18 protein-coding genes and 1 pseudogene are annotated in these 18,724 nt (G+C 36.9%); 14 read left to right on the plus strand and 5 right to left on the minus strand.

The genetic code is table 11. From position 1 onward, the window contains the following. From F6K54_RS21740 to arsJ, 9 genes and pseudogenes are all read left to right on the plus strand, one after another. Positions 1–191, plus strand: a pseudogene (locus F6K54_RS21740) (RNA-guided endonuclease TnpB family protein); the annotation flags it as partial. A 456-nt stretch (positions 192–647) separates the two neighbouring features. Continuing rightward, on the plus strand, positions 648–1,811 hold the full coding sequence (gene arsB, locus F6K54_RS21745; RefSeq protein ID WP_293081785.1) for an ACR3 family arsenite efflux transporter: 1,164 nt from the start codon (positions 648–650) through the stop codon (positions 1,809–1,811). 4 nt (positions 1,812–1,815) lie between these two features. Continuing rightward, a complete protein-coding gene (locus F6K54_RS21750) occupies positions 1,816–1,944 on the plus strand; it encodes a hypothetical protein (RefSeq protein WP_293081788.1) in 129 nt (42 codons plus the stop codon). 386 nt (positions 1,945–2,330) lie between these two features. Then, complete coding sequence (gene arsH, locus F6K54_RS21755) at positions 2,331–2,945, plus strand: arsenical resistance protein ArsH (protein WP_293081791.1); 615 nt, start codon at positions 2,331–2,333, stop codon at positions 2,943–2,945. A 2-nt stretch (positions 2,946–2,947) separates the two neighbouring features. Next, positions 2,948–3,397, plus strand: a complete 450-nt coding sequence (locus F6K54_RS21760) for a dual specificity protein phosphatase family protein (RefSeq protein WP_293081794.1) — start codon at positions 2,948–2,950, stop codon at positions 3,395–3,397. Positions 3,398–3,649: 252 nt separating this feature from the next. Next, positions 3,650–4,660 carry an ArsJ-associated glyceraldehyde-3-phosphate dehydrogenase gene (locus tag F6K54_RS21765; RefSeq protein ID WP_293081797.1) on the plus strand — a complete coding sequence of 337 codons (1,011 nt, stop codon included), beginning with the start codon at positions 3,650–3,652 and terminating at the stop codon, positions 4,658–4,660. Positions 4,661–5,079: 419 nt separating this feature from the next. Further along, positions 5,080–5,388 (plus strand): hypothetical protein, encoded by a 309-nt coding sequence (locus F6K54_RS21770; protein WP_293081800.1) that lies wholly within the window; start codon positions 5,080–5,082, stop codon positions 5,386–5,388. 186 nt (positions 5,389–5,574) lie between these two features. Next, entirely contained in the window at positions 5,575–5,799 is a 225-nt protein-coding gene (locus tag F6K54_RS21775) for a PIN domain-containing protein (RefSeq protein ID WP_293081802.1), read from the plus strand. 98 nt (positions 5,800–5,897) lie between these two features. Beyond that, the gene (arsJ, locus tag F6K54_RS21780; protein ID WP_293081805.1) at positions 5,898–7,154 is read left to right on the plus strand and encodes an organoarsenical effux MFS transporter ArsJ; all 1,257 of its coding nucleotides are present in this window, start codon (positions 5,898–5,900) and stop codon (positions 7,152–7,154) included. A gap of 480 nt (positions 7,155–7,634) precedes the next feature. Here the strand turns inward: arsJ and F6K54_RS21785 are convergent, their stop codons facing one another. The 3 genes from F6K54_RS21785 to F6K54_RS21795 are packed head-to-tail and all read right to left on the minus strand — an operon-like array spanning position 7,635 to position 10,706. Further along, positions 7,635–7,892 (minus strand): hypothetical protein, encoded by a 258-nt coding sequence (locus F6K54_RS21785; protein WP_293081808.1) that lies wholly within the window; start codon positions 7,890–7,892, stop codon positions 7,635–7,637. Between the two features lie 54 nt (positions 7,893–7,946). Continuing rightward, positions 7,947–9,866 carry a GUN4 domain-containing protein gene (locus tag F6K54_RS21790; protein ID WP_293081811.1) on the minus strand — a complete coding sequence of 640 codons (1,920 nt, stop codon included), beginning with the start codon at positions 9,864–9,866 and terminating at the stop codon, positions 7,947–7,949. 3 nt (positions 9,867–9,869) lie between these two features. Next, positions 9,870–10,706, minus strand: a complete 837-nt coding sequence (locus F6K54_RS21795) for a DUF1822 family protein (protein WP_293081814.1) — start codon at positions 10,704–10,706, stop codon at positions 9,870–9,872. Positions 10,707–10,868: 162 nt separating this feature from the next. On the opposite strand from F6K54_RS21795, the gene F6K54_RS21800 reads away from it, so the two are divergent. After that, positions 10,869–11,048 carry a hypothetical protein gene (locus F6K54_RS21800; RefSeq protein ID WP_293081816.1) on the plus strand — a complete coding sequence of 60 codons (180 nt, stop codon included), beginning with the start codon at positions 10,869–10,871 and terminating at the stop codon, positions 11,046–11,048. Positions 11,049–11,290: 242 nt separating this feature from the next. Here the strand turns inward: F6K54_RS21800 and F6K54_RS21805 are convergent, their stop codons facing one another. After that, positions 11,291–12,493: an FAD-binding oxidoreductase gene (locus F6K54_RS21805; protein WP_293081819.1), complete on the minus strand. Its 1,203-nt coding sequence runs from the start codon at positions 12,491–12,493 to the stop codon at positions 11,291–11,293. Positions 12,494–13,371: 878 nt separating this feature from the next. Here F6K54_RS21805 and F6K54_RS21810 point away from each other — a divergent pair. The 4 genes from F6K54_RS21810 (at position 13,372) to F6K54_RS21825 (ending at position 17,995) form a co-directional block, all read left to right on the plus strand. After that, entirely contained in the window at positions 13,372–14,163 is a 792-nt protein-coding gene (locus tag F6K54_RS21810; protein WP_293081821.1) for an aspartyl/asparaginyl beta-hydroxylase domain-containing protein, read from the plus strand. A 914-nt stretch (positions 14,164–15,077) separates the two neighbouring features. After that, on the plus strand, positions 15,078–16,034 hold the full coding sequence (locus F6K54_RS21815; RefSeq protein ID WP_293081823.1) for a GMC family oxidoreductase N-terminal domain-containing protein: 957 nt from the start codon (positions 15,078–15,080) through the stop codon (positions 16,032–16,034). 572 nt (positions 16,035–16,606) lie between these two features. Next, positions 16,607–17,398, plus strand: coding sequence for a transposase (locus F6K54_RS21820; protein ID WP_293081826.1), 792 nt, complete (start codon positions 16,607–16,609; stop codon positions 17,396–17,398). A gap of 138 nt (positions 17,399–17,536) precedes the next feature. Continuing rightward, positions 17,537–17,995, plus strand: a complete 459-nt coding sequence (locus F6K54_RS21825) for a GMC family oxidoreductase (protein ID WP_293081829.1) — start codon at positions 17,537–17,539, stop codon at positions 17,993–17,995. Between the two features lie 81 nt (positions 17,996–18,076). Here F6K54_RS21825 and F6K54_RS21830 read toward each other — a convergent pair. Further along, the coding region (locus F6K54_RS21830; RefSeq protein ID WP_375341992.1) for a calcium-binding protein at positions 18,077–18,724 on the minus strand (648 nt) is incomplete at its 5' end.

The following is an 18,724-nucleotide window of genomic DNA, read 5'->3' on the forward strand; positions in this document are numbered from 1 at the left end:
AACAAAAACCGAAATTTAGTGGAAAAAGAGTAACAAGAGGGTTGTATAAAACCAGGGAAAATAAATTATTAAATGCAGATGTAAATGGGTCATTTAATATAATGAAAAAAGTAATTCCTGATGTCTTAGACCAGGGAATAAAGGGTTTGCCGTTTAACCCTGTAGTGGTCGAGCCACTTGCGTTCAACTGAGCTTTCAGGCTTTCTCGTTCAGTTTGAGTAAGTTTAGTTGAGCGGTATTGCAGGAGATATTGAACTATCCAACCACAACCTAGGCTATAGGGAGAGCTTTTGACTTTATAGGAGACTGCATAAGTTTGTACTTACCTCCACTTTTTCCGTTATACTTGAATTGCATCAAATATCAATTTTTTTTGAAATATAACATATATAGCACTATCATAATTGGTTAGGACATTTTTCAATCTTGTTCACGGAGCATTTCCGCACGAAAAAATCCTTTTACAGTTTGTTATTCTCTGTTCCCTATTCCCATTTCATGTAGCGCTATATATAAAGATATGAACAAAACTCTAAAAATACTGCTGAGAAATTTCAAGCAGCAAGATCGTTAGTAAATGCAATCTTATTCAATCTGGATATTTATAAAGTCCTCACAAAACGAACAGAATATTAATTACACAAATTATGAGTACAAATTCATCACAAGTAAACAAATCTGCTGTGCAAGCAGGGGGTCAACTTAGCTTCTTTGAAAAATATCTCACTGTTTGGGTAGGGTTGTGTATCCTAACAGGTATTGCACTAGGGAAAATATTTCCTGGTGTTGCCAATACATTAGATGCCATGAGCATTTATCAAGTATCCATACCCATTGCTATCTGTTTATTTTTTATGATGTATCCCATCATGGTAAAAATAGACTTTACCCAAACCAGAAATGCAGCTCGCACTCCCAAACCTGTAATTTTAACATTAATAGTCAACTGGGTAATTAAACCTTTTACCATGGTAGCATTTGCGCAAATTTTCCTCGGTTGGCTATTCCGTCCACTATTAACAGGTACAGAAATATTGCGGGGTACAGAAGTAGCATTGGCAGACTCCTACATTGCTGGAACAATATTACTTGGTATCGCACCCTGTACGGCAATGGTATTAATGTGGGGTTATCTTTCCTACAGCAACCAGGGACATACATTAGTAATGGTGGCGATTAATTCCTTGACAATGTTGTTTTTGTATGCTCCACTAGGACGGTGGTTACTGTCAGCTAATAATTTAACTGTGCCTTGGAAAACTATTGTTTTATCGGTACTAATTTATGTAGGTTTACCTCTAGCTGCTGGAATATATAGTCGTTACTGGATTTTCAAAAATAAAGGAAAAGCATGGTTTGAGCGTAAGTTTCTCAAGTATTTAAGTCCTGTTTCTACTGCTGCCTTGTTGATAACTTTAGTTTTATTGTTTGCTTTTAAGGGAGAATTAATTGTAGAAAATCCTTTTCATATTTTGTTAATAGCAGTACCACTATTTCTCCAGACTAATTTTATTTTCTTGATTACTTATGTAGCAGCTTTGAAAATGAAATTACATTATGAAGATGCTGCTCCTGCTGCTTTAATTGGAGCTAGTAATCATTTTGAAGTAGCGATCGCCACTTCAGTTACTCTATTTGGTTTGAATTCTGGGGCAGCTTTAGCAACAGTGGTAGGAGTATTAATAGAAGTGCCAGTAATGTTAATGTTGGTAGAATTTTGCAAACGTACAGCTTTTTGGTTTCCTCGCGAACCAGAAAAGGCAACATTAATTGACCCTCGTTGTTATGCGACTCCATTTGTAGGGGAGTAGGGGAGTGGCTCACACTGATTATGGCACGGATACACAGATACGGAAGCCAGTAGGGGCGAATGGCATTCGTCCGTACAGGAGTGGGGGAGTAGGGGAGTGGCTCACACGGATTATGGCACGGATGCACGGATAGGTCAGGGAGTAGGTAGGGACGTTGCATAAGGGCGTCCGTACAGGGAGTGGGGGAGCAGGGGAACTTATCCCACTATTTTTAACGCTGCTTATTTGTTTATGTAATACCAATTTGAAAAAAGAATGTTACGAATAGTAAGAGCGATAAAAAGACTTTACATGAGATGTCCCTTTGATAAAAAAGATAATTTACGCCCTAAAAAATGGTATTAAAGCCATCCATTCTGACTCCTGACTCCTGAGGACTGACTACTAAGAAATACCCTAGATATTTGTAGCAAACATTTATAAATCTGGTATAAAATGTGTTCAAAAAGCTTAATTTTTCGGAACGGGCAAGATGCCCATTCCACAATAAAACATACACTTTGATAACAGAATTCAGAAATGACAAATTTTGACCATCCTCCAAGAATTTTATTCCTATACGGGTCTCTGCGCGAACGTTCCTACAGTCGTTTGTTAGCAGAAGAAGCTGCTCGGATAATTACAGAAATGGGAGCGGAAGTGAAATTTTTTCATCCCCATGACTTACCTTTACGAGGACGAGTGGAAGATTCTCATCCAAAAGTTCAAGAGTTGCTTGAATTGAGTCAATGGTCTGAAGGGCAAGTCTGGACATCACCAGAAATGCACGGTAATATTACAGGCATTCTCAAAAATCAAATTGACTGGATTCCTTTAAGTATTGGTTCAGTGCGTCCAACTCAAGGAAAAACTTTGGCAGTTATGCAAGTGAGTGGGGGTTCTCAGTCTTTTAATGCAGTTAATAGCCTACGAATTTTGGGCAGATGGATGCGAATGTTTACTATTCCGAATCAGTCTTCTGTAGCGAAAGCTTATCAGGAATTTAATGAAGATGGAACTATGAAAGATTCAGCTTATCGCGATCGCGTTGTTGATGTTATGGAGGAATTATACAAGTTTACATTATTATTGCGAGATAAGGTTGATTATTTGACAGATCGTTATAGTGAGCGTAAAAAAAAGGAAGGAAATTAACTATGGAAGAAAAAACAACTCAACCGATAACAGAAAATTTGTGGTGGGTGATTCCAGATAAACTAGCAGGAGTTCGCAAACCAACGGCAGAAGAGTTACCAGAATTAAAGAAGCTAGGTATTGGTGCAATAGTCTCTTTGATGGATGATCCTTCTAACTTAGAGCTTTACAAACAAGTAAACTTACCTCACTTGTGGTTGCCTACCAAAGGAGGAACTGCACCAAGTCGGGAACAAATTAAACAACTACAGGATTTTATTGATAGTCAAAACAATGGTGTTATAATTCATTGCAGCAATGGCAGAAGACGAACAGCTACTGCTCTTGCGGGGTATTTGATTATTTCTGGTTCATCTTATGATGAGGCAATGGAAATTATTTCAACTGCAAACCCAGAAATTGATTTACGGGAATCTCAAAGTAGCTTTTTACAGACTTTGGCAAAAAATTAACTTGTTTAAGAGGTTAAAAAGCTGGATACTATCATGCAATTTGCCCCTACAGATAGTGTATTATCTAATAATTTGCCTAAGTCCTGAGCTAGTTAAGAAAAAAGACAATTTGGTGTTGGTGCATTGTCATGGTAGTGCTTTGTAATTATTTTTATTATGAGACACTACAGTGGGAGCATCTTCCTCCCCTACTATGCTATTCACTATTGCTATGTAAAACTATCGAAAATTTAAAGGAGGAAAAATATAGCAATGCGTATCGGAATAAATGGATTTGGTCGCATGGGAAGGTTGGCACTGCGTGCAGCTTGGGAATGGCCAGAACTAGAGTTCGTTCACATTAATGAAATCAAAGGAGGTACGGCAGCAGCAGCACATTTACTTAAGTTTGATTCTGTACATGGCAGGTGGTTGCCGGAAGTAGAAGCAACAGGCGAACAGGTAATAATTGATGGTAAACCTCTTAGTTTCAGTGAATATTCTCAACCCGGTGAGGTGCCTTGGGAAAATTTTGGTGTCGATCTTGTGTTGGAATGTTCTGGCAAGTTTAGGACTCCAAGTACTCTCGAACCTTACTTTCAGCATGGTGTCAAAAAGGTAATTGTGGCAGCACCAGTTAAAGAAGAAGCTTTAAATGTAGTCATGGGTGTTAACGATAATCTCTATGAACCTGAAAAACATCACTTACTCACCGCAGCTTCTTGTACTACTAACTGTTTAGCTCCAGTGGTAAAAGTGATTCACGAAGGATTGGGAATTAAACATGGAATTATTACTACTATTCATGACAATACTAATACTCAAGTTATTGTTGATGCACCTCATAAAGATTTGCGTCGTGCCAGAGCTACGAGTATTTCACTGATTCCGACTACGACTGGATCGGCAACAGCGATCACATTAATTTACCCAGAACTTAAGGGTAAGTTGAATGGTTTAGCGGTGCGGGTTCCTTTGTTAAATGCTTCTTTGACAGATTGTGTATTTGAAGTGGTTCGCCCTACTTCGGTGGCAGAAATTAACAACTTACTAAAAACTGCATCCGAACAAGAACCCCTAAAAGGAATTTTGGGTTATGAAGAACGTCCTTTAGTTTCCATTGACTATAAAGATGACCCCCGTTCTTCTATTATTGATGCTCTTTCAACAATGGTAGTAGATGAAACTCAAGTGAAAATTTTGGCTTGGTATGATAATGAATGGGGTTATGCTAATCGTATGGTAGAGTTAGCTCGAAAAGTTGCTCTGAAACAGAGGGAGTAGGGAGTAGGGGAGTAGGGGAGTAGGGGAGTAGGGGAGTAGGGGAGTAGGGGAGTAGGGGAGTAGGGGAGTAGAAAAACAACCGTACCTCAGTAATATCATGTCCGGTTGAATACTTACACTTTGGAGTCAGGAAGGCAGGAGGCAGGAGGCAGGAGGCAGGAGGCAGAAGGGAAGAAAAGGCCCTCATGAGAAAAAGTTTTTTATCACTAATTATCCGGACATGATATAACTTGATAAACACTATAAATCAATACGGTTTCCTAGGTCATGCTGCGCAAACAGATAATACCAAAACTTATAAATCGATCTATAGACTTATGTATTTTCCTTCTTCCTTCTTTATTCTTTCTTCTTCCTTCTTCAAAAAACCCTTAACTGAACTTTATTGCACTATAAATCAAATAAATAAGGAGAAAAATATGGCTGAAGTTTCTATTACTATGAAAGATATTTTTAAGCAGAGAGCAATTCCAATTATAGAGAATTTCCTTGCTACTGATAATTTGTTTGAAAATTTAGAAAGAGATGAAATGGTTGAAATTATATTCGATACTTTTCTGAGAAATTGTTCTATAAAAGAATTACAAGAAATGACTGAGGAAATACTTAGTGATAGAATCAGACGTATATTGGGAGGACAAGTATTATTTAGATTACTGAGTGATTTAACACCTAAAGAAATAGAAGAGTTTGATGCAGCAGTTCGAGATATGAGGAAAAGCTGGTAATGGGATATTTATTAGATACAAATATTCTCTCTTCTCTTATTAAACAAGATTCTCGACTATTGGTTCGGCTTGATAATGTTCATTATAGACGAGAGAATCTTTTTATAAGTTGTATTAACTATCTTTGAAAGTAAGGGAGGTTTATTAGCAATTAATTCCCAGAAAAAGTTAGCTATTTTGGAGGATTTGTGTAAAAATAATATCAAGATTTTGTTTTTAGACAAGATAGAAATAATTAATATCGCCTCTGGCATTTATGCGAATTTAAGGCGAAAAGAAACACCCATACAAGCTCCTGATATTCTGATTGCAGCTACAGCAATTTATCATAATCTGGTATTAGTTTCTAATGATTCAGATATGTTAAGAATTGAAGGTTTAATTGTAGAAAATTGGTTACAGCAATCCTAAATTAGGTTGTAAGATTATATCGTAGGAGTTTAGTATCCAAATCCCTACAGTTTTTTTTCACGAATGATTTCATATTGTAATAGTTTTTAATTAAAATCATGGTTTCTACCGCAAGTTCTAGTATAAAAAATTATGCCCTAGTCACCCTTGCTTACTGGGGTTTCACCATCACTGATGGTGCTTTGCGAATGTTGGTGCTACTCTACTTCTACAAAATTGGCTACACTCCGCTAGAAATAGCCTTTTTGTTCTTATTTTATGAAGTTTTTGGCATCTTTACTAATTTTTTCGGCGGTTGGCTCGGTTCACAGTTTGGATTAAGAGTGACTCTTTACAGTGGTCTTGGATTACAAGTTTTCGCCCTAATTATGCTTTCATGGGTAAACCCAAGTTGGGCACAATGGTTAGCAGTGTCTTATGTGATGGTAGCACAAGCATTTTCTGGTATTGCTAAAGATTTAACGAAAATGAGTTCTAAAAGTGCTATTAAGTTAGTTGTGCCTGAAGATGCTGAATCATCTCTATTTAAGTGGGTGGCGGTGTTAACTGGTTCAAAGAATGCTCTGAAAGGAGTTGGCTTTTTTGTAGGTAGTGCGCTGCTGACATTATTTGGATTTGTCAATGCTCTGTGGATAATGGCAGGAGGATTATTTTTAATTCTGTTCACCAGCATAATGTTGCCAGAAGACATGGGCAAAATTAAGCAGAAGGTAAAGCTCAAAGAACTTTTTTCTAAAAGTGAGGAAATTAATATTCTTTCTGCTGCTCGCTTCTTTTTATTTGGTTCCCGTGATGTCTGGTTTGTAGTAGGATTACCTGTTTTCCTGGAAGGTACTTTGGGTTGGTCTTTTTATCAAGTTGGTGGATTTATGGCTTCTTGGGTGATTGGATATGGTATTATTCAATCTTTAGCACCGACTCTTATACAGAAGTTTGGCTCTGGTGAACCTCCACAGTCAAAAACTATTCAATTTTGGACGTTTACATTGACTGGTATTCCCGGCGCGATCGCTCTGACGTTACAATTTGGTTTACCTGCTAACTGGGTTATTGTTAGTGGTTTGATGTTATTTGGCATAGTGTTTGCTTTTAACTCTGCTGTTCATTCCTACCTAGTCTTGGCATTTACTGATGATGACAAAGTAGCTTTAAATGTTGGCTTCTATTATATGGCTAATTCTGGTGGTCGTCTTGCGGGTACAGTTTTATCTGGGTTGATTTATCAGATATTTGGTTTAGTTGGTTGTCTGTGGGTATCGATGTCCTTTGTGTTAGCAGCAGCTTTAGTTTCCTTGAAGTTACCCGATCCTCAACCAAGTAAAGCTATTGCTTGGACAGCTGGTGGGGGAGATTAATCAGTTATCAGTTATCAGTTATCAGTTATCAGCAGGACTTATGCAGTCAAGTAGGTTGAGTAGAATGATAGTGAAACCTAACCAAATTCCAATTTGAATGGTGTTGTGTTGGGTTATTATATCAAATCCGGATAACTACTAGACATCTCCAGAAAAGAGGGAGTAGGGAGTAGGGAGTAGGGAGTAGTGGGAAAGAATTGATAGAGCATATTTCGGGCAAATGAGGTACAAGCTTGAATGGTAAAATCATTGTAGTGCGGGCATCTTGCCCGCGACAGGTGTACCTCATAATAACGGAAACCACTGTAATTTCTTTGCGATACTTGATTTTATTTTTTATTATTGGAGATGTCTACTATACCCAAGTAAGTCATTGCGACTGTAACGGAGTGGAAGGAAGCAATCTCAGGGGTGTCACGAGATTGCTTCCTATCGTCGCAATGACCGTGGATTTGATATTACTTTTAACTGTTGATTTGATTAGCGATCGCATATTGTCAAAATTCCTTTTTCTGAACCTATTGGAGATATAAACCCATTTCTTCCTAATGTTGTTTCGCCAATAATTTGACAACTACCAGTTAGTCGTCTGATTACTATAGGAAGAAATCTGCGAGTATTACAATCAATTTGCACAGCCATATAAACTTGTTTCATTCCATCATTTTCCTCCTGGTCATATTGCTTTAATATTTCTGCTCCCCACAAATTATCGCCCAGGTATTCAATGTTTTTCAACTAGCTTTTAAGCCAACGAGTTGCACTGTTCGGTTACTACCAATCGCCCTCTATCTAAATCTCACAAGCTTCCGTGCGAGGATAAAGATCCCAATGCCAATTCAAATGTCCTGGTCTTTGCGGAAAGTGTCCTACAGGCAAAGTATTCATGTTTTTTGCATTTGTTTCCAAATTCAATTTATCTTGACTTAACCAATTTCCATTTCGTCGCCAGCCCATTTTATCGGCAAAAGCTTTCCAGATTTTTCCTTCATACCCACCAGTTTGTCCCAATTCTCGATAAATTTGTCTTTGAATAGAAAAACCAAAACGTCTATCGCTGTATCTTAGCCACAAATTTTCAATAGTCTGTAAATCTTGGCAAGGAAAGTTTTGTATGTCTTTTATTCTTAAATTTCCTTCCTCTTTTCGTTCTGCAACCTGTAACATAATATCCCAAGTTTCTTCGTCTGCTTTTCCAAATTGTTTGGTTGCTAATAAGCTCTCTAATTTTGTATAATCAATATTACTTTTTGACAATAATTGTGTGTCGTCAAGTTTTTGTTCATTCTTTTTGTTATCCTCAAAAGTTGGCAATTCCCTATTTTTTTGAAAGCTAAAATTCATTATAATAGCAGTCAAAATCATTAGAATTACTATCATGCCAGTTTTTGTTAAATTCAGATATTTATAAATATAAATTACTGTAAATTTTACCTTTTCATACAAGGAATTAGTAACTGAAAGTTTTTGATTAATGTCAAATAATACTTGTGTTTTGGTTTTCTTTCGTAAACTTTCCCAGGTGGGAGGTTGCGCTTCTGCATTTTGACAAAAAATTATTGGTAGCCAGCTAATCCCTGGAAATTCTTGGTTTTTTTCATCTTCTAGTTTGCCTCGCGTGTGTCGCACTGACATATACAAAGACTTGTTATTAGAAAAATCTGTGAGGAAATATTCTAAAAATTTTTTTGCTACTTCATCAGGTACTACTTCCCGCATAACAATGCTCTGAGGTAGGTTTAACTCTGCTAGTTGATTGGCTAATCCTAAACCGTCACAAGAATTGAATATTGCTAACTGTAATCCTTGAGCGATCGCCTCTTTCATGGCATTTTTTAAATCCTCAATACTGAGACTTTCATTATCATTAATTTTAAACTTTCCTATTTTACCATTTTCTAGAGTTGAGCTGTGACCTGCAAAAAAGAAAATATCCCAACCTATTTTTTGCCTGAGATAATCTAACAGTTGTTTTTTTGTAGGTTTTTCCAGGGTTTTTATGTAGGCATTACGACTTTCTAAATTTTCTAATACTTGTCGATCGAATTTAATATCAATATTGTGACTATTTCCAAACACTGCCAAAATTTTTACTCGGGAATTATAACTAGAATTTGGTTTAGTATTTCGCTGTTCAGTTTTGGGGAATGCTAGAGAGATTTCGGAATTTTCATATTCTTTTTCAAACAATTCCCATGCTGACCAAGGTAGTCGTTGTAACTCTGGGTTATCTGTTGTAATTATGACTCTAATTTCATCATCTGGGTTTAAATTTACCATCAAAGGTTTTAAGATTTTTTCTGGCCATGATTTTTCAGGTAAATTTAGCCATTCATTGAATTTTTCTTCTAAATTTTTTGCCAATTCTAAGATTTTTTCTGGCGATGATTTTTCAGGTAACTTTGCCCATTCATTGAATTTTTCTTCTAAATCTTTTGCTGATTCGTCGCCAAATGTTACAGCTCCTTTTCCATGTGCTTTTATGCGCGGATTATTTCTAGTGCTACTCCTAACACCCTTAACCCATTTTGTATAATCTGACTGCCAGTTTTGCAGCAGTTTCTGAATATTTAGATTAACTGCTGATGGCAACCTACCGACATTACTAAATATCTTCTCAAATGGATATTCATCTTTTTTGATTTCCACCTTCACTGGAAAACCTTGTTGAAAATCACCTTCGATTATTGTCAGAATAATTTGTTTTTTCATGGCTCAGAAATTTTCTGTAATACTAATATCTTGCAGAGTTAATTTTACACTAAAGTTTTCTTCAGGCTCAACAGCAAATTCTAGAAGGATAGCTTTATCTTTACTATTTGTTTGCTTCTGTAAATTTGGCACTGGGTCTCCATATTCATCCAAAATTGTTACTTGCAAACCTTCTGGTAAAGGTACAACATCTCCAGATGGAAAAACCCAGACTCTTACGCCTATTTCTTCATCTTTTGGTGTCTGTTGAACAATCAACTTGACTGTTTGTTGGTCTCCTAAATGAATTAACTTTGTTGTTGGCTCTATTTCTTCTAAATCTTCAGTGCTATCTGACCTACAACTGCCTCTTTTATATCTTTGTAATGCTTCCTCTATTTGTGATTTTAAAAAACGTCCTTGTGGGTCTGTTGGATACAGCTCAAGAAACTCATCAACTTCATAAGAACATAATTGAATCTCAGTCGAGGACTTAGACAATATAAATTTTTGAAAAATTTCAGGTAATTTTAAATATTTTTGATTAGTTTCCTCTTCTTTTTCTTTTTCAACAATATCTTCCCATTTTAATTGTAAAACCTTGCAAAATATCTTAAACGCTTTTTGATTAATATAAAGTGGTTTGCCTCCCTTTCCTGATACAAACCTTTTCCAAGTAGATTGAGAGCATCCGTTTGGGTAATCATCACCTTCTTTCCAGAATTCATCGTTGATTCTAGCCGCACTTTCTAGCCATTCGTGACTATCAAATGGCCATCCAAAGTCGTCTTGTATTTTTCTTACGGCTTGTCGAATTTGCAAAAATCCATCTTCAGAAGCCTTAAGAGAGTCTTTTTTCATACATTATATTTTTGATTTTGTCAAGATCAGTTAAGCTCAGTTAAGCTCTGATCTTAACTGAGCTGGCAACTTTTATCTACTTAAGAGACTATGTAAAAGGAAGCGCAATAAATCTAAACCGGTTTATTGAGCTTCAATAAACTTTTACGGAGAATCAATTTTATGGCTAACAACAAAGACTCACGTTACGACGTTAAAACTGAAGGTAATGCCTACAACCCTTTTGGTGCAGGTTATAAGGCTACTGTCCGGGACAATAAAACGGGTAAGACCTATACCGGTTCTGGTTCTAGCCCTGAAAAAGCTCGTGATGCTGCGTGGCGGAATACACCCAAAAATTAATAACTAGCCAGCCTTATTACTGGCGTCAACCAGCTCGAAAAAAAATACCAGAAGGAAGCCAAAGGGAATCCTTCTGGCAAACTACCCTCCAAAATAAGGAGGGCTATATTAACCTAAAAATATTGTATAACTATGTCAGATTATTTTGGTTTAGACTTAACCGATAGTCCTGAATCTAGTAATATAATTTTACCTTTTACTGGACAATCACCAGAGGACATCGTGTCTCAACTATGTAACGCCTAAATTTCAGAACCCCTCGCTTCCTCAACTTGAACGGTATCAGGTGTTAAATCTCGCCATCTAAACCTTTGAGAAAATTGATGTGATTTCCCTTCCACAATATCCGCTGCAATTTCTCCTAATAAAGGTGCCATTTTAAACCCATGTCCGCTGCCACCGCTACTCACAGAAAGACCTTTAATTTCTGGATGGTTATCTATCCAGAAGTGTCCGTCAAGGGTATCAGTATATAAACATCTACGAGTATACACCAAAGGTGCATCTACCAATTCGGGGAAAGTCATCTTCAGAAAAGACCGCATCTTCTCTACTTCATCATCCTTAATTCGGCGATCGCTATTTTCGGGATGAAGAGGTACGCCACTAGAATGTTTAGCTATTTTGACAACACCATATTTAGGCAAAAAAGGAAAACCATACCAACCAGAATTAGAAATATCGGCTGCAAAAACACTCAAATAGGGCGACGAAAAGTATTTAGGGTTTTGAGGTTTTAACCAAAAAACAGGATGACCAGTTGTTTTCATGTAAGGTTGTAGTTCTGGCAAAAGATAGGGAGTATTCGCACCTGCTGCTACCAGCGCATGACCGCATTGAAAAGTATTTCCCTCTCTAGTTTTGACTCCTTGTAGCTTCCCATTTTCCACAATCAAACTTTCTGCGGTTTGCCCTTGGTAAATTTCAACACCTAAAGAACAAGCATACTCAGTTAGTTTTTCTACTACCAGTGAAGATTCTACATAACCTGCTTTCGGATTAAAATTAGCATCTATGTAAACCGAGTTATTCACCATTGGAAAACGTTCTTTAATACTTTCAGCATTCATTCTGTCTGGAGAATAACCACTTTCGATGAGATTTTGGTAACTAAATTTTTCAAAGCTGTGGCGATCGCTTTCTATTTTATCTTTACACAACATTAAAAAACCTACTTCGTGATATAATTCATCCCCAAAAAAATCATTCCATTCTTTCCAGCGGTCAATACATATTTCTGCCATGCGGAAATATTCTTTATCAGTACCATATTCCATACGGACAACTTTAGTAATATCAGTAGAAGCTGCTAGATGATGGGGAATGGTATCTGGGTTAATAACTGCCACTTTATATTTTCTTTTGGCTAATTCTACAACAGCAGTAATACCAAAAATGCCGCTACCTACAATTAGAAAATCATATTTTGTATTGGGATTTTTCATTAGTTTCTATTTTTGTAGACTAATTCCTGCGTCATACTTACCGAATAATTAATAATTAATAATTAATAATTAATAATTAAATAATTCTGGTTTAAAGCCTCCCCTTTTAAGGGAAAAAAAAGCGGTCGAGGGATGGCGAGGTCTCGGAGCCATATCCAATCGACCAAGAGAAGAAATAATGTTTCCTTATATTCAATCAAGAACGGTTTTAACCAGAGGTAATTATCCATTATCCATTATCAATTAATGAACCAGAGTTTTGTAAGACTTAAAATATAATTGTCTGCCATAATATATTCTCATGTTAGTGAGCTTGGACTGTTCACATAAGAATTTTAAGATAGCAATTAATTCGGGATTTTTACCTACTAAAACTTGCGGACAAGAGTACATTGGAAACGGGCGGTGCGAAAATTTATTATTAATCATAGTAACAGAGGACAACTAAAGTTGTCTAGTCCAAACAATTCCCTTGTTTTCATGTCCCGGTTCAAACACGGGGAACTTCAACGTTGCTTTTCGGTAAAATAAAATACTTCGGATTAAAATCCGACTCCTCGCCTTTGATCCATCCCTTAAAAGACGATGGCTTTCATGCTCCCGTGTTATTTAGGTAATTTTGTATCCGCTCAGTAAATTGAAATTGGGGGTAAATAACAGCTTGACAAGAACTATGATTATTTAGAGAAAATCATAGATTTATGTAGATAATCGTAGGTTTCTAAGAATGGATACCAAAAGACGTAGTGCCATAGACAATTTTTTTAAAATGTTTTAATTATTCTCGACTTCCAAAATATGAGTTTGTGTACTATATTAACTTGGACTGGTTCCATAAAAACTATCTAAATAGCTTAAATTCAAGCGAAAAAAAATCTATGGTGAATCTCTCTTTAGAAACAATCAGGGCAAAATTTAGGAGAATATTAATATATGGTATTGGAGTTAAACTTCTTGGATATTATGAAAAGTTAATTCCTAAATATTCCTTAATTGGCGATACAGCATTTTTTGACCCTAAACAATTTGACTGGACTACTGAAGTAGAAGCAAATTGGGTATTGATTCGGAAAGAATTAGATGAACTCCTCAAATACCGAGATAATTTACCAAATTTCCAAGACATTTCTCCAGACCAAGCTGATTATACTAGCCCTGATGATTTATGGAAAACTTTTTTTATGTATGGGTATGGTATTAAATCAGAAAAAAATTGTCAAAGATGCCCAGAAACAACTCGTTTAATCGAAAAAATTCCGGGGATGAAAACAGCATTCTTTTCAATTTTATTACCTGGTAAACATATTCCCGAACATCGAGGTCCTTACAAAGGAGTTGTTCGTTATTTACTAGCATTAAAAGTACCTGAACCAAAAGAAAAATGTCGCATTCGGGTGGGTGATGAAACCCGTAATTGGGAAGAAGGAAAAAGTATGATGTTTGATGATTCTTTTCCCCATGAAGCTTGGAATGAAACTGACGGTGTCCGTGTAGTTTTATTCTTAGACATAATGAGACCAATGCGTTTTCCACTTTCAGTTTTTAATGAATTATTTATGAAACTCATCGCAATTTCTCCCTATATTCAAGATGCCAATATTAATCAGAAACATTGGGCAGACCGTTTAGAAAAATTGTTTGCACAGGAACGTGAAAAAGAGAAAGTTTAAAGTTTAAGAAGGCAGAAGGCAGAAGGCAGAAGGCAGGAGGCAGGAGGCAGGAGACAGGAGGCAGAAGGCAGGAGGCAGGAGGCAGGAGACAGGAGGCAGGAGGCAGAAGGAAGAAGGAAAAATATTGTGTTGTCTGAGTTTTAAGCTCTCGAACTCTCCTAACTTTTCCTTCGACTGCCATAAACTAAAGTAGTCAAACTGACCAGGAAAAATATGCCCGACTATTCTGTTACGATGGCAATAATTTTTCTTGTATCCCAAATCAATAATAACCATAATAGCTATAACTTTCTTTCTATGATTATTATTGATTGATGCCTTCAACTAGATTCTAAACTTGATTATTCTTTAAAATTCAGAAGTTAAGTAAGGCGATCGCTATTTTTTTTTGCTAGAGGTAAACTTTAAATTTTCAGCTCTTTTATATTGATAATATTTACCGACTTATTAATAATTAATAATTAATAATTAAATAATTAAGGTTTAAGGTCTCCCCTTTTAAGGGGAAAAAAAGCGGTCGAGGGATGGCGAGGTCTCCTCGCTGTCCGACCATCGACCAAGAGAAGAAATAATATCTCCTTATATTCAATCAAGAGCGGTTTTAACCAGAGGTAATTATCAATTATCCATTATCCATTAATGAATGCCCTTTTTGTTCTAGATATAAAGTGCTTTGTATCTTAAAATAATAACAAAAAAATAATTATAAATTATTCATATGTTTTAAGTAACTTATACTTACAGCACTTTTTAGCATAGTGAGGTACATTTTTAAGGCTAATATTTTTTTCCCTACTCCCTACTCCCTACTCCCTACTCCCTACAGTCCTAAAATTTTGTACTTCATCAACTCGAAAACTGCTGTAAGTTTATTTAATCAAAAACAAAACTAAAAAAATATATTTGGAGCAGTAGTGGGTTACGATTTTGACGCAATAATTATTGGCAGTGGTGCAGGAGGAGGAACAATTGCCCATACTCTAGCAAAAGCTGGTAAACGAGTTCTGCTAGTGGAACGTGGCCCTAGATTTAGTGATGTTGAAGCCTTTCAAGATGAGCAACGAATGCTGATTAATAAAGAAGCTTTTGACGATCGCCAAATTCAAGTCAATGAACGTACCGCTCAACTTCACATTGGAGGAATATTAGGTGGTGGAACATCCCTATATCGAGGGGTACTTATGCGTCCAAGTCCCTACGATTTCCATCCAGGTAAATTTTATGACAAGTGGTTACCCCGTCATTTATGGGATTGGCCGATAGCCTATGATGATATGGCTCCCTACTTCAACCAGGCAGAAGCTTTATTTAATGTCGCCGGGGATAAACCACACAAAATGTTGAATATTGGTACGCCAAGTAATGGTTATCCGGCAACAGTTCCACCACTCGAACCAATTAACCAACAATTAGAAAAAGGTATCAAAGCTGCAGGACTAACTCCATTTCATCTTGCCTTCGGTATAAACTTCGATACTTGTCTACGTTGTCCTAAATGTCCTGGTTTCTATTGCCCCAATGAATCTCGTGCTTCTACAGTGATGCGTACTATTGATCAGGCAACCCTTAATTACAACCTCAAAGTTCAAACTCTTACAGAGGCAGAACGTTTAGTTACTAATACCAGTCAAACAGTTACTGCTATTCGCCTTCGTTGTCGCAAAACTGGCACAGTTGAGGAACTCACAGCCAAAATTTATATTCTGTCTGCTGGAGCATTGGGTAGTCCAGTTATTCTGATGAAGTCTGGTTTAACAGGGCGTAGCGGACAAGTAGGGCGGAATTATATGTATCATTGTGGTGCTTTAGTGGCGGGATTGTTCAAACAATCTACTGGTGGGGTGGATAAATTTATTAAACAGTTAGGGTAATTAACTGTTAAACTTAAACTGTAGAAAATAGTTGTCAAACGTAGAAAAGTATTGTAATATTAAACAGTTAATAGAAAGCGTAAATTTAGGCAATAAATGATTTCGATCATTATAGTAATCACGGGCGAGGGCAACAAAATTTGAGTAGACAGACCCATGAAAGTTGTTGACAGACATATAATTAGACGAACACATAACTTTTGGCAGGTGTGCGATGAGTTAGCCAATAAGATCGAAAAACTTATATAACTTAGCTAACTATCACTGTCGTCAGCATTTTTTCACGACAGGTAAAAGTCTCTCGCTAACTAAACTGTACCATGCCACCAAAGATAGCGATGCCTATAGAGCATTACCAACTAAAGTATCAAAACAAATAATAAAGTGCTTGATTGCAACTTGGCGTGGTTATTTTCAGGCAATCAAAGAATGGTCAAAACATCCACAAAAGTTTTTGGGCAAACCAAAAATACCAAAGTATAAGAATAAAACTCAAGGTAGGAATGTAGTTATATATTCATGCATAATCAGTTTATAAAGCCCCTTTGAAAGATGGTATTTGTCACTTATCGATGAGTGAGATTAAAATACCTGTAATTGTTGAAACTGTAGTTGAAGTCAGGATAGTACCTGCGACCGGCTGCTATGTAATTGAAGTTGTGTATGAAAAAACTGAACAACCACGGATACAGTCTACATATATAGCAGGAATAGATTTAGGGATTGACCGATTAGTTGCTCTATCTACAAATAAGCCTGGTGTAAAACCACTGCTGATTAATGGGAAGCCGCTAAAAAGCGTCAATCAACTATATAACAAGCGAAAAGCTAAATATCAAAGTGCGCTCAAAGGCCAAAAAAAAACGAGCCGTAAGATTGAAGCATTAACCTATCACCGAAATCGTTTTGTTTCCAATTATCTGCATAACACCAGTAAATTAGTGGTTGAGTATTTAACCACAAATAATATTGGTACTGTAGTCATAGGCAAAAATGATAACTGGAAACAAGGTGCAAACATCGGTAAAAAAAATAATCAAAACTTTACCCACATACCCCATTATAAGCTAATTCAACTGATAACTTATAAATGTCAACTTGCTGGGGTCAAAGTAATTGAAACTGAAGAAAGTTACACCAGTAAAACTTCAGCACTGGACTTAGAAAAACCTTGTCAACATGGAACTTATGTAGGTAAACGAGTCAAACGTGGTTTATTCAGGAGTGCAACAGGTAAAGTAATTAATGCCGATATCAATGGCAGTCTTCAAATTATCAGAAAGAAATTCCCAGAGGCATTTACTGCCGAGGGAATAGTGAGCTGTGCCGTACAGCCTGTATTGGTTAATCCAATATCAAGATAAAAGCTGTTTCATTTTTCTACAGTTTTTTTCGTACGGTTTACAGACCTCTATCTTGGTTCTAAAGAATTTCCACATAAATTAGGGTTAGCTCAAGCTGTACCTATTCCCGGACTTCTTTCTCTACAAGAAAATTTTCCTGTGCCAATTCCTCAACCCATCGCCGAATTTTTGTTGAAGCGGATGTTGGTAATAACTGGTATTGTGGAAGATTTACCCCAACAGGAAAATAGGATAGAAGTTGATAAGGATGGGAAAATTCGTCTGTTCCACAAATTTCATTCTTATGATGTTTTTCGTTCTCGGTATTACATGACTAAGTTAAAACGGGTATTTCGGTCGGCAGGAGCGGTATTATGCTTTGGGGCAATGGGTGATAAGGATGATATTCATACATCCCATCAGGTAGGTACAACTCGCTTTGGTAAAGATCCAAATACATCTGTGCTTGACGAACACTGTCGTTTACATGACCATGAAAATGTCTTTGTTGTGGATGGTGGTTTTATGCCAAATGCTTTGGGTGTTAGTCCAGCTCTGACTATTGCAGCTAATGCTCTGAGAGTTGCAGATACTATATTACAAAAAGCCATAATTTGAATTTGTGGCCTCATGGCGATCGCATTTCCCTAACTATTCCCCAAAATGTGATCGCCGACCCAATTTAACTAAGACTTAAGATTATACAAAGCTGAGGTCAGCCTCAACAAATGCTCCATTTGTAAACTGAGCAATTAAGTCATTATTAGCACTTAAGAAGATTGCGGTGTTATCGGAGTTGAAGAAGTAGTCTCCCAAAGTACCAGTCAGTTCAATCATATCTCGACCTGTTTGGAACTCTTGGATATCTGCAAAGTCGCTATTACCACCGAAAGAGTAGAAAACATTGCTTCCATCACCTAGAACAATAGTATCTCGGCCATTATTTCCATTGATGATGTCAATCTCACCTGCGCCGGGGTTAGCACTGTTTAGATCGACCCCTGTTAAACGGTCTCGACCTCGACCACCGAATATGCGGTCATTTCCAGCACCACCAACAAGAGTATCCCTTCCACCTTCACCCCGGAGTTCGTTCTCTTCCCCATCACCTACTAACTCATCACCTTGGGAGGTTCCGGTAATATCGACAAAGTTAACAACATTAAAGTCAAGATTGCCTAGTCCAGGAAGATTTTCAACAGTGAAGGTTTCCTGGGCCAAGTTAGCTATAAAAGAAGTTTGACCGCTAATTCCTGTGGAACCATCAATGGCGTTATCTCTTCCTTGGGCCCCAATAATGGTTTCGATTTCTAGAATATTGTCTGTGATCGGTAGATAACAAGTCTT

Source organism: Okeania sp. SIO3B5 (assembly GCF_010692555.1).
Taxonomy (GTDB): domain Bacteria; phylum Cyanobacteriota; class Cyanobacteriia; order Cyanobacteriales; family Microcoleaceae; genus Okeania.